Here is an 11861-nt window from a genome sequence, read left to right on the forward strand (position 1 = left end):
AGCAGTCCCCCGGACCACGAGAAGGACGCGCACCGATGCCGTACTACCGCCACGAGGCTTTCCGGTTCTTCCTCACCATCGTCGGCGCGACCACCGTCGTCGCCATGGTGACGGGGCTGTTCGTGCCGCCGCTCACCGCGGTGTGCAGCACTCTCCTCCTGGGGGCGGGCGCCACCTTCCTGGCCGTCGTCGTCGCGATGGAGACCCGCGAGGCGCTGCGCGGCCTCCGCCGGCGCCACGCTGCCGCGTCCCGCCGACTTTCCTGAGAGGCGCGATTGCGGCCGGGTCCGCGCTCGCGCGGGCGAATTCCTCCCGCCGGACGATGACGCATCACTCCAGGAATGCCTATGATCGCCGCATGCCCGATGGCCATAGATCCCCGCTGACCACCCATCGCCGTACGGGAGGGCGCCCGTGACCGAGGCATGGCTCCTCCTCCTGCTCGCGCTGCTGCTGATCGCCGCGAACGCACTCTTCGTCGCCGCCGAGTTCGCCTTCATCACCGTGGACCGGCCCACGGTCGACAAGGCCGCCGAGTCCGGAGACAAGCGCGCTGCATCGATTCAAGCGGCGCTCAAGCACCTCTCGACGGAGCTGTCGGGCGCGCAGCTCGGCATCACCGTGACCTCCCTGCTGGTCGGCTTCATGGCCGAGCCCTCTGTCGCGACGCTGCTCGCTGCGCCGCTCGAGGCGACTGCCCTTCCCGAGTCGACCGCGACCGCCGTGGCGCTGGTCCTCGCGTTCCTGATCGCGACCGGGACCCAGATGGTGTTCGGCGAGCTCGTCCCCAAGAACTGGGCGCTCGCGGAGCCGCTCAAGATCGGCCGCGCCGTCGCGGGCGCCAACCGCGGCTTCACGTGGTTCGCCGGACCGCTCATCCGCGTGCTCAACGGCTCCGCCAACCGCGTCGTGCGGATGTTCGGGATCGAGCCCCGCGAGGAGCTCGCCTCCGCGAGGTCCGCCCAGGAGCTCGAGTCGCTCGCCGAGAGGTCGGCGCAGCGCGGAACCCTCGAGCCGAGGGTCGCCCGACGCCTCGCGCGCGCGGCGGAGATGAAGGCGACCACTGCGTCGGACGCGATGACGCCTCGCACCCGCGTGCACTTCCTCGACGCGGACGACTCCGTCGCGGAGCTGCTCACGGTGGCCTCGCACACCGGCCACGCGCGCTTCCCCGTGCTCGGCGAGGACGTCGATGACGTCGTGGGCGTCGCGCACTTCAAGCGTGCGCTCGCGGTGCCCGCGCGCCAGCGGTCCTCGACGCCGGTGCGCGAGATCTGCCTGCCCATCGCCTCCGTGCCGTCGACCATGCCCCTGAGCGCGGTGCTCACCGCTCTGCGCGAGGGCTCGCAGATCGCTGTGGTGGTCGATGAGTACGGCGGCACCGACGGGGTCGTCACGCTCGAGGACCTGGTCGAGGAGATCGTGGGCGAGATCGAGGACGAGCACGACCGGCCCGTGTCGCGCTTCCGCCGCGTCGCGGAGCGCACGTGGTCGCTCTCGGGCCTGCTGCGACCCGACGAGGCGGGCGACATCATGCACCTCGCGATGCCCGAGGCACGCGAGTCCGACACGCTCGGCGGCCTGCTGACCGAGAGGCTCGAGCGCTTCCCCCGCCTGGGAGATCAGGTCGAGCTCGAGGCGCGGGACGAGGACGCGCGCGACGAGGACGACCTCGCCACCCCTGTGAGCGTGCGGCTCACGGTCACACGCCTCGACGGCCACCGCGTCGACCGCGTCCTCGTCGAGGTCAGGCCTCTGACCGACGACGATGCCGAGCCCGAGGGAGAGGACCACGATGCCTGACTACGCCGCGATCCTCATCGCGCTCGCGCTGCTCGCGGGCAACGCATTCTTCGTGGGCGCGGAGTTCTCGCTCGTCTCCGCGCGCCGCACCCAGATCGAGCCCCACGCAGAGGCGGGCTCCTACCGGGCCCGGGTCACCGTGAGGGCGATGGACCGGGTGTCGCTCATGATGGCGGGCGCGCAGCTCGGCATCACGGCATGCTCGCTGGGCCTCGGCGCCATCGGTGAGCCCGCGGTCGCGCACCAGCTCGAGAAGCCGCTCGCGGCGATCGGCGTCACGGGGGCATGGCTTCACGGCATCGCCTTCGCCGTGGCGCTCGTGATCGTCGTCGGTCTGCACATGGTGCTCGGTGAGATGGTGCCCAAGAACATCGCGATCGCCGGGCCCGAGCGCTCCGCCCTCCTGCTGGGCCCACCCATGTACTACCTGGTGGTCCTGCTCAAGCCGCTGATCGTCGCGCTCAACTGGATCGCGAACGGCGTCCTGCGCCTCCTGCGCGTCCAGCCGACCGACGAGGTCGCGAGCGCCTTCGACGCCGACGGGGTCGCGGCCCTGGTCGCGGAGTCGCGCGAGGAGGGCCTGCTCGACGAGCACGAGCACCGGGTGATGGAGGGCTCGCTGCAGCTGTCGTTCGAGACGGTCCGCGACGTGCTCACGCCGGTCGACTCGCTCGTGACGCTGCCGGTCGACGTCACGCCGCAGCGCGCCCAGAAGGAGTGCGTGCGCACGGGCTTCTCACGGTTCCCGCTGGTCGATGCTTCCGGCGATTACGTGGGATATCTTCACCTCAAGGATTTCGTGGCGGTGCCGCGCGGCGGCGCGACCAAGCCCGTGCCGGACGACGCGGTGCGGCCGCTCACGGTGCTCAGCCCCGATGCGTCGCTCGAGGAGGCGCTCACGGCGATGCAGGCGCGCGGCACCCACATCGCGCTCGTGCGCGACGAGGCAGGCACGCTCCTCGGGGCGGCCATGCTCGAGGACGTCATCGAGCGCCTCGTGGGCGAGGTCGCGGACGCCGGCCAGGCGGTCGCCTCGCAGGGCTGAGCCGATACCGCGACTCGACTCCGGGAGCCGGCGAGAGGCGTGCGGCGAGGGACATCCGCTCAACAGCCAGCGAGCGCGAGCCTCTCCTCGCCGTCGATGAGCAGCCGGGCGGTGACCTCTCCCGGCGCGCCATGGAGGTGCTCGAACGCGGCGTTGTAGGAAGCGAGCCACGCGGTCGCGGCCCATGCCACCTCGCGCTCCTCGACCGTGAAGGCCCTTCCCCGCGCGGCCTCGTACGCGACGAGGACCCGATCCCCCGTCGCGACGTCGGCGATGCGCCCCCGCTCGGGCAGCGCGACGTGGTCGACGGCAAGCGTCCCTACCAGCACGGCCTCGGGGCGCGCGGCGATCGAGTCCCAGTCGTGAACGACGGGGCGCGGAGCGCCGTCGTCGTTCACCCACCTCACGTTGAGGCCGTTGAGGTCCGTGTGGCCGACGACGTGGGGCAGGTCCGCCGCAAGCAGCCGGTCCCGCGCACGGCGCGCGATCCGCACGAGCGCGGGCGGCAGGTCGGCCTCGATGCGGTGCGGATCCCACCGGGCGGACGCGGCGGGCGGCCATACGCGGGCGGCGTCGTGGTCGTAGTGGAGCCACGGCGGCGGGGCGAGCCCGTCGGAGTCGAGCCCCACGAGCGCGTCGATGAGGCTCGCGAGCAGTCGCGCGTAGGGCTCAGCGGCGTCTCCCTCGGGCTCGACGTCGCCGCCGTCGCGCCACTGCTCGGCCGTGACGACCTCACCCGTCGCGCCCACGGACGCGGCCTCGCTCGTCCCGGCGGTGGCGTCACCCGCCACCCATTCGAGCGGAGCGGGCCCGGCGAGCAGTGCGGGACACTCGATACCCGCCCGCGCGGCGGCGAGCTGGGCCCGGGCCGCGGCGGCCACGTGCGCGCCCCCACCGCGTCGCTTGAGCGCGATCCGCCGTCCGTCCTCGAGCAGCACCCCGGACACGTCGGACATGGACCTCGCGCCGAAGAACACCTCGCGGGGCGCGACGCCGAGGTGCGCTGTGACCCACTCGGCGAGCGCGTCGTCCAGGATCGGTCCGCCTGCCATGGGCCCACGCTAGCGTGGGGCGCATCGGTCCGGGCGAGGAGACGGAGAGCCACATGGCCTACATCGCGACGGGGCGCGTGGCAACGGAGCCGGAGCTCGCAAGCGCCGACGACGGCGTCGAGATCTGTACGTTCCGGCTCGCCGCGACCAGGCTCGACCGCTGCGGCAACCCTCAGACCGAGTGGTTCATGGTCCGGCTCCACGGTGACGATGCGGCGGTCGCTCGCGACACGATCGCGAAGGGCGCGGACGTGGTCGCGACGGGGACTCTTCGGCCGGTGCCGGGCGAATCGAGAATGCTGATCGACGGCGCATCGGTCGCACTCTCCGGCTGACGAGGATGCACGAAGGCCCGGGCGCTCTCGGAGCGCCCGGGCCTGTGCTGGATCGCGTCAGCGTCCGCGGCGACGACCACCCGCGGAGAAGGCCGCGGCGGACGAGTAGCCGCCTCCTTGGCCGGACTGCGACGACGAGCGCCCGCGGCCGGAGCCGGAACGGCCCCCACCCGAACGCCCCTGCGGCGCGTGGCCCTGCGCGTGCTCGGCGGCGCCACGGTCGCGTCCCTGGCCGCGACCGCCGTGCGACTGCCCACCGCGGGACTGACCGCCACGCGACTGTCCGCCGCGCGAACCCGCGGCCTCGTCCCGGCGCGGTCCGCGACCCGAGCGGGCCTGACCACCCTGACCACCCTGGCCGCCACGCGCGCCACCGGAGCGCGAGCCGCCGGAGCGACCGCGACCGCCGCCGCGCGAGCCCGACGTCTCCGACGCCGGGGCCGGCTTCACGTAGGGAGCGACCTCTCCGACCAGACGCACGACCTGCTTGGACTCGGAGTTCACGGCCTGCGCCTCGACCGTGATGGAGGCCTTGCGCAGCAGCTGCTGCGTGTCGCGGCGCTGCTCGGGCAGCACGACGGTGACGACGTCGCCGGAGGTGCCGGCGCGCGCGGTACGGCCCGAACGGTGCAGGTACGCCTTGTGCTCGGCCGGCGGGTCCACGTGGACCACGAGCTCGATGCCGTCGACGTGGACGCCGCGCGCGGCGACGTCCGTCGCGACGAGCACCTTCACGTCGCCCGACGCGAACTGGGCGAGGTTGCGGTCGCGGGCGTTCTGCGACAGGTTGCCGTGCAGGTCGACCGCGGGGATGCCGTCGGCGGTGAGCTGCTTGGCCATCTTCTTGGCCTGGTGCTTGGTGCGCATGAACAGCACGCGGCGGCCCATGCCGGAGGCGAGCGCGCGCACGACGGCCTTCTTCGAGTCCACGGAGTCGACGTGGAAGACGTGGTGCGTCATCGCGTCGACGTGCGAGTCGGCGCTGTCGACAGAGTGGAGAAGCGGGTCGCTCATGAACTTCTTGACGAGCTTGTCCACGCCGTTGTCGAGAGTCGCGGAGAACAGCAGGCGCTGGCCCCGCTTCGGGGTGGCGTTCATGATGCGCGTCACGCCGGGCAGGAAGCCGAGGTCGGCCATGTGGTCGGCCTCGTCGAGCACGGTGATCTCGACCGAGTCGAGAGAGACGATGCGCTGGCCCATGAGGTCCTCGAGGCGGCCGGGGCACGCGACGACGATGTCGACGCCGCGCGAAAGCGCCTGCTCCTGGCGACGCTGGTTGACGCCGCCGAAGATCGTGGTGGTCGACATGCCGTACGCGGCGGCGAGCGGCGCGATGACCGCGTCGATCTGGGTCGCGAGCTCGCGGGTCGGGCACAGGATCAGCGCGCGAGGCTGGCCGGCGCGGGCGCGGCCGCCCTTCGCACCGAGCCGCGCGACGACGGGCAGCGAGAACGCGAGCGTCTTGCCGGAGCCGGTCTTGCCGCGGCCGAGCACGTCGCGGCCCGCGAGCGTGTCGGGGAGGGTGTCCTCCTGGATGGGGAACGGGGTGGTCTTGCCCTCGCGCTCGAGCACGGTGGTGAGCTGCGTGGGCACGCCGAGATCGGCGAACTGGAGAGACATGCAGAGTCTTTCTGTCAGGTGCCGGACGCGCGCACGCGCACATCACCCCTGCGTTCAGGGGCACCGGCAGTGGTGGCGAATCGCGGAGGTATCCGCGCTCGTTCGCCGAAGAGAGGATTTCTACGAGCCGCGCAGTATCGGGGACTGGCGCTGGCGAGAAGGAGAAGCAATCTGCGACGCATGTCGGGCCGAGCGGCCCGAACACCCGACCAGGATAGCAGGCGGGTCCCGCTCCCGCGTGAGACTTTCCTCTCACAGGCTTCCCAAATGCACCGATATGCCCGATTCTGGGAACGCTCGACCCTCACGCGGGCCACGCTCGCGATGCATCTGTCCGCCATGCCGTCCGGAAGCGGCTACGGGAAGGTCCCCTCATGCACCGCTCGCTCGCGCCCAGGCTCGGCGCCGCGCTCGCCGCCGTCGGCCTGGTGACCCTGGGATGCGCCACGGCCGCGACGTCGGGTCTCGACGCGCACGCCGACGCCCTGAGCGGCACGCAGTCCGCCGCCGCGCAGGACGCGCAGGGCTCCGGGGGCCAGACCGCGGGATCTGCGTCGGACGGCGATGCCGAGGGCGAGCAGGCGCAGTCCGCCTCATACGAGGCCATCGCTTCCGACACCACGAGTGCCGAGGCTACGGGTTCAGAGGCGCCGGGCGACGAGTCCACCTCGTCGACGGATTCCGCGACCGGCGCGTCGCCCTCCGCCTCCGCGGAGCCGGGTCACACGCTCGCGACGCTCCTGGTCGACCCGCTCGGCCTCAACGTCGACCTCGACCCGGACCTCGACGAGGATGCGGCCGAGGAGGCCGCCCCCGCCGAGCCCGAGACGCCCTCGACGGTACCCGTACCGATCGTGCCGGTGCGCGAGGCAGGATCAGGGATCACAGTCGTGGCCTCGAGCACCGCGAGCGACCGCAGCGTGCAGGCCCTGACCGACGCCGGCGACGCCGCAACCAACGACACGGGCGAGGCGTGGGAGGCCGCGTCGTCGGGCGAGCAGTGGGTCGAGCTGCGCTTCGACGAGCCGCGCACCATCTCCGCCGTGGAGCTCTTCGGCTCCGACGACGACACCGGCACGGTCTCGTGGGGCCAGCTCGCGTTCTCGGACGGCACCAGCGTCCTCGTCGGCGGCGTGATCGCGGGCGACGCACCTCCGACCACGGTCGCATTCCCGTCACGCACCGTGACGTCGGTGCGCTTCGAGATCACGGGGACGCTCGACGGCACCCCCGCGTCGCTGCGCGAGATCGTCGTGCACGACACGGGATCCGTCGTCCCCCAGTACGTGGGCGCCGACGCCTCCACCCTGATGCCCACGCAGACCGCGACGGCCGCGCAGGCCTGCGAGACCCCCTTCGGCGACGTCGACCACTCCCGCCTGCACCTCGTCTGCCCCGATACCGGCGCGACGCTGACCGGCGTGTCCAGCATCGTGCTCGCGGGACCGAGAAACACGACCGCCACGGTGACCGCCTGGGCCCCCGCATCGTCCGGATCCTCGACGGGAAGCGTGACGACCATCGGGACCGTAGCGCTTGACTCGAACGGCTACGGGACGTTCACGCCGTCCGTGGCGACCCTCGCGGACCTCATGGCCGGCCCCCTGCCCCTGCGTTTCACGCTGCCGGATGGCGGTGACCTCACCGCGCAGTTCTGGAACCCCGGCGGCGTCCCGACTGCGGAGGCCTCCTCGAGCGCGGCGACCGACGGGCTCGCGCTCGTCTACGACCTGGACTTCCGCGAGGACGTGTCGATCGCGAAGGGCGGCGTCGACGCCCTCTTCTCCTCGAACAAGCCCAACTCCGGCGGCACTGGCGACGAGTACGGCGCCGCGATCTTCGCCGACCCCAGCGCGGGCTACGGCAACCTCACGCGAGTCGCTGACGAGTACCTGCGGATGCGGACGTCGCCGCTGCCGGAGGGCGAGTCAGACCCGAACAAGTGGGGCCGCGACAAGGTGGGCGGCATGCTGGCCTCGGGAGGCGCGGCGGGCAGCGGCCTCGCGGCGCAGTACGGGTACTTCGAGGCGCGTCTCCTCGCCCCCGATGCTCCCGGCACCTGGCCGGCGTTCTGGCTGCTGTCGGCGGGCCAGTTGCGTCAGGGCTTCGAGGAGACGCCGGTGGACGAGGTCGACATCGCGGAGATCTACGGCGTCGACTCGACCAAGTACTGCCTCGCCGTCCACGGCTGGCTCACTCCCGAAGGGGCGGACGACATCGCCTGCGAGGGCTACGAGCACCTGGACGATGTGGCGCTCAGCTGGCACACGTACGGCGCCAGGATCACGGAGGACGGGGCGGAGTTCTACCTGGACGGCGTGAAGGTCGACCAGATGGGACCGCTGCCCAACGACGACGAGCCGTTCCACTTCCTCGTGACGATGGCGCTCGGCGGAGGCTGGGACGTGGATCTGTCGGCCACGGACGGCATCACCGACCTGTACGTCGATTACGTGCGGGTCTACGCCTGAACCTGCACCGCCCGGAAGGCCCTGGCGCCTCGGCCCTAGTGGAGCGAGCCCACCATGTCGGCGAAGGCGCCGCGCGCCTCGACGGCGACGCCGCCCTGGCCGTTGGGCCGGGAGATGGTGTGCAGCGCCGCGCCGTCCCACCAGTACAGGTGCGGGGACAGCGCGCCGGCCGCTCCCGACGACGAGCGGGCGACGAACTGCGCGGCGGCGCTGATCGCCTGTACCGAGCCCGCGCCCTCGACCGCGTGCAGCACGATGCCGTGCCGGTGCGGCGCCCCCACGACCACGCCGCGAGGGAGGGCCCGCGGGCCGTAGACCTCGTGGAGCAGCGCCGGCATGTCGAGGATCCGCCCGGCGAAGAAGTAGGACTCCGAGGACAGCAGCGTGAGCACCGCTCCGGGTTGGACCTCGAGGTCCTCGCGGTCCTCGATGGGCGTGGCGAGCGTCCGTGCGCGGCCGGCGGCCCAGAGCGCCTCGACGTCGCGCCCCGCGAGCGCGTCGCCACCGAGCATCTGGACGCTGTCGGGGAAGTCGAGCGCGAGCACCTCGACCACCCCCTCGGCGACGGGCCTCGCCTGCTCCGCGGTGAGCGGCGTGCCGGGCTCGGACAGCGCGGCCGCCGGCAGAACGCGCGCGTGGACGATGCCGATCATGTCCTGGTCCGACAGGTCGGCCGCAGCGAGCGGCGGGTTGAGCAGCGTCTCGACGTGGCCGTGGACGATCGCTCCCCACGCGCGCGGGTCGGGCGAGGCCTTGACGCACGCGACGGCGAGGTTCCACAGGCCGAAGGCGCGCCCGTCCTCCGCGATCACTGCTCCCCGCGCGGGCCTGACGTGGAGCCCCCCTGCGGCGAACGCGTCGATCACGAGCCCCCTGAACGTGTGCGCCTCCTCCGCGGTCAGGAACGTCAGCTCCGGATCCTGCGGTTGCTGCTGCGGTTCCTGAGCGCGCTCGCGCCGACGTCGTCCGAACATGGAATCCCCCAGATGATGCCGTCGCGCACCGCGCCCCCGCACGGTACCGGCGAGCCCACTTTGCCGTATCGGAAAGGTCCGACGCAAGGGTCATCCCTGGCAATCACCCCATTCACGGGGATTCCCGCACGCACCGGACGGGTTTTCGCGGCACCCGAGAGCACTTGACGATGTGTCCAAGCAGACATCGGCGCGTCTCACCCGCCCCCTGCGGGTACCGATGGGACATTTGGACGCCCGTGATCCCCGCGCGAGCGCAGTCCCCAAAGGAGTAGGACCATGAAGCCGACGCTCACCCCCGGCTCGCCACTCGCGAAGGCCGCCGATGCGGCCCTGCAGTGGGGCCATTCGATGGAGACTCTCACGGGCACGCCGCTCGAGCAGATCCAGCGCACGTCGCGCATCGCCGCATGGCTGCTCGGCCAGGGCATCTCCCCCGTGATCATCCAGACTCCTTCCACGGAGTACGCCGCCTGCATGCGGGACGACCTTGACCGCGAATGGATCGACCGGGGCGCGTGCTGGACCGTGAACCCGCCCGTGGGCACGCCGACGTTCCCCGAGAGTGCCGTGGTCGCGGTGCTCGACGAGGCGGACGCGGAGCGCACCGAGACGCTCGACGAGGACACCAAGCCTCACGTGATCCTCACTGCGACGGGGATCCTCCGCATCGTCCTCAACCACCCGGTGCGGGGTCCGCGCTAGGCGTCATCCGCCCGCAGCGCGTGCCTGACGAAGGCGCCGATCTCCGCGAGCTCCTGGGGCGCGAGACCGACCTCGGACGCGGGCGACACCGCGAGCAGACGCCCTCCCGGCCACGACTCGGGCCCGGGCAGCGCCGCATCGTCCAGCGAGGCCCGCCAGGAGTCGATCAGGTCGTCGATCCACACCACGGCATCGTGAGACGCCACCGCCTCGCGCGCCCGCGCAGCCTTCCACCAGCCCGGTCCCGCGAAGTGGTTCTCGCCATCGCCGGGCGCGAGCGCCGGCCACCCGCGTCCCAGGTCGATCGCCGGCGCGAGCCGCTTGGGCGCCTGCCGACCCCACGTGGTGCACCACGCGCCGTCGACGCCGGGCAGCCACGCGAGCCGGCGCAGCTCCTCGACCATCGCCGTCGAGTACTCGACGCCGAGCATCCCGCCGACGGGCGCGGTCTCCCATGACTCGGCGGGCCACACGTCGCCGTGCGAGCCGGGCATGGCCTGCGGGGCGATGACGCCGTCGACGTCGAGCAGGAGCAGGACCCGAGCCATGCGGTGAAGCTACCGGGCGAGGTCGAACACGACGACGCGCTCGCTCCACTCCCCGATCGCCGCCGCGACCGGAAGGTGCTCGGGGTGATCCAGGTAGCCGTCGCGCGCGACCGCGTCCTCGAACGTGACCACGAGGCCCCAGTCGAAGCCATCCTCAAGACCCTCGGAGCTCGCGCTCGCGCCCTCGACCGCGTCGACCACACCGTCGATCGTCGACGTGAACCCCGCGACGCGGCGCCCCACGTCGTCGAGCACGCGGGACGGCATGTCCTCGCGCCATCGCACCAGCACCACATGGACCAGACTTCCCGTCTCGCTCATGCGTCGAGTCTTGCACCAGGAGTGCCTCGGCGCGCGCCCGACGGCCGCTTGCAAGGGCGAGCCTCGTCCTCCTCGGGGCCGCAAGGAGCCTACCCCGCGGGGGACCTTGGTCCCCCGCTCACCCCGGGAAGACGGCGCTCGGGGACGATTCTGCGGAGAGCCTGAGCGACACATGTCATTCTCAGGTTTGACGGTGTTGTGCACCCATGCGAACATGAATTTCCAGCGCCTGATGGAAATTCAAAGACGAAGGAGGTCCGGCGCCATGATCGACGACGATTCGGACACCACGGCGAGCAACCTCGCACCCATCGCCTCCTTCCCCTCAGCACCGGCCGCAGGGCGCGACGAGGCGACCTCCAAGGGGCCGCGGGGCCCTTACAAGAAGTCCGCACAGACCCGCGCGGCAATCCTCGCCGCGGCCACCGACGTGTTCGCCGAGAAGGGCTATCACGCGAGCTCGATGCGCGAGATCGCGCGGCGCTGCGACATCGACCAGTCGACCGTGACGCACCACTTCCCGAACAAGTCGGCCCTCCTGCTGTCCCTCATGCAGGAACGCGACGCCCAGGGCGACGAGGTCATCGCCGCCGCCCATCCCGACTCCCTCGACCAGATCCCCCGCGCCGTCATCGCACTCGCGGAGCACAACGCGCGCACGCCCGAGATCATCGCGCTCTACACGCTCCTTGCGGCCGAGTCGGCCACTCCCGATCACCCGCTTGAGGAGTTCTTCAAGGCGCGCACGGCGCGGGTCCGCGAAGGCTTCCAGGGATGGTTTGCGGACCTGGAGGAGGCGGGCCGGCTCCGTAGCGACGTCACGCCCGAGTTCGCCGCGACGGCCTTCCTCGCCCTCTGGGAAGGCGTCCAGCTCCACTGGCTGATCGACCGCGATTACGTGGACGTGGTCGCGACCCTCGAGGGCTTCCTTCGAGTGATCATGCGCGACGCCGACTGATGACCCTCCTCATGCTTGACCACCACCCT

General features: G+C 71.8%; 12 protein-coding genes. 7 read left to right on the forward strand and 5 right to left on the reverse strand.

All coding sequences use genetic code 11. The annotated features are described in order from the left end of the window. The first annotated feature begins 35 nt into the window (after positions 1-35). From B7K23_RS12910 to B7K23_RS12920, 3 genes are all read left to right on the forward strand, one after another. Positions 36-266 (forward strand): hypothetical protein, encoded by a 231-nt coding sequence (locus tag B7K23_RS12910; protein WP_084127010.1) that lies wholly within the window; start codon positions 36-38, stop codon positions 264-266. A gap of 148 nt (positions 267-414) precedes the next feature. Beyond that, positions 415-1803 (forward strand): hemolysin family protein, encoded by a 1389-nt coding sequence (locus tag B7K23_RS12915; RefSeq protein WP_084127011.1) that lies wholly within the window; start codon positions 415-417, stop codon positions 1801-1803. After that, a complete protein-coding gene (locus B7K23_RS12920; protein WP_084127012.1) occupies positions 1796-2848 on the forward strand; it encodes a hemolysin family protein in 1053 nt (350 codons plus the stop codon). Before B7K23_RS12915 ends, B7K23_RS12920 begins: the two co-directional genes overlap by 8 nt. 59 nt (positions 2849-2907) lie before the next feature. Here B7K23_RS12920 and B7K23_RS12925 read toward each other — a convergent pair whose 3' ends face one another. Further along, positions 2908-3900: a hypothetical protein gene (locus tag B7K23_RS12925; protein WP_084127013.1), complete on the reverse strand. Its 993-nt coding sequence runs from the start codon at positions 3898-3900 to the stop codon at positions 2908-2910. Positions 3901-3914: 14 nt separating this feature from the next. Between B7K23_RS12925 and B7K23_RS12930 the strand changes: the two genes are divergently transcribed. Next, a complete protein-coding gene (locus tag B7K23_RS12930) occupies positions 3915-4235 on the forward strand; it encodes a single-stranded DNA-binding protein (RefSeq protein ID WP_084127014.1) in 321 nt (106 codons plus the stop codon). 57 nt (positions 4236-4292) lie between these two features. Here B7K23_RS12930 and B7K23_RS12935 read toward each other — a convergent pair whose 3' ends face one another. Next, positions 4293-5855 (reverse strand): DEAD/DEAH box helicase, encoded by a 1563-nt coding sequence (locus B7K23_RS12935; RefSeq protein ID WP_084127015.1) that lies wholly within the window; start codon positions 5853-5855, stop codon positions 4293-4295. 374 nt (positions 5856-6229) lie between these two features. On the opposite strand from B7K23_RS12935, the gene B7K23_RS12940 reads away from it, so the two are divergent. Then, positions 6230-8326, forward strand: coding sequence for a family 16 glycosylhydrolase (locus B7K23_RS12940; RefSeq protein WP_084127016.1), 2097 nt, complete (start codon positions 6230-6232; stop codon positions 8324-8326). 35 nt (positions 8327-8361) lie between these two features. Here the strand turns inward: B7K23_RS12940 and B7K23_RS12945 are convergent, their stop codons facing one another. Beyond that, on the reverse strand, positions 8362-9300 hold the full coding sequence (locus tag B7K23_RS12945) for a hypothetical protein (RefSeq protein WP_084127017.1): 939 nt from the start codon (positions 9298-9300) through the stop codon (positions 8362-8364). Positions 9301-9579: 279 nt separating this feature from the next. Here B7K23_RS12945 and B7K23_RS12950 point away from each other — a divergent pair, with 279 nt between their 5' ends. Beyond that, entirely contained in the window at positions 9580-10005 is a 426-nt protein-coding gene (locus B7K23_RS12950) for a hypothetical protein (protein WP_084127018.1), read from the forward strand. Here B7K23_RS12950 and B7K23_RS12955 read toward each other — a convergent pair. After that, complete coding sequence (locus B7K23_RS12955) at positions 10002-10553, reverse strand: hypothetical protein (protein WP_084127019.1); 552 nt, start codon at positions 10551-10553, stop codon at positions 10002-10004. The genes B7K23_RS12950 and B7K23_RS12955 overlap by 4 nt on opposite strands. Before the next feature lie 9 nt (positions 10554-10562). Next, positions 10563-10874 (reverse strand): Dabb family protein, encoded by a 312-nt coding sequence (locus B7K23_RS15535; RefSeq protein WP_143338289.1) that lies wholly within the window; start codon positions 10872-10874, stop codon positions 10563-10565. Positions 10875-11139: 265 nt separating this feature from the next. Between B7K23_RS15535 and B7K23_RS12960 the strand changes: the two genes are divergently transcribed. Further along, positions 11140-11832, forward strand: coding sequence for a TetR/AcrR family transcriptional regulator (locus tag B7K23_RS12960; RefSeq protein ID WP_159451417.1), 693 nt, complete (start codon positions 11140-11142; stop codon positions 11830-11832). Positions 11833-11861: the final 29 nt, after the last annotated feature.

This window comes from Demequina sp. NBRC 110054 (genome assembly GCF_002090115.1).
Classification (GTDB): domain Bacteria; phylum Actinomycetota; class Actinomycetes; order Actinomycetales; family Demequinaceae; genus Demequina.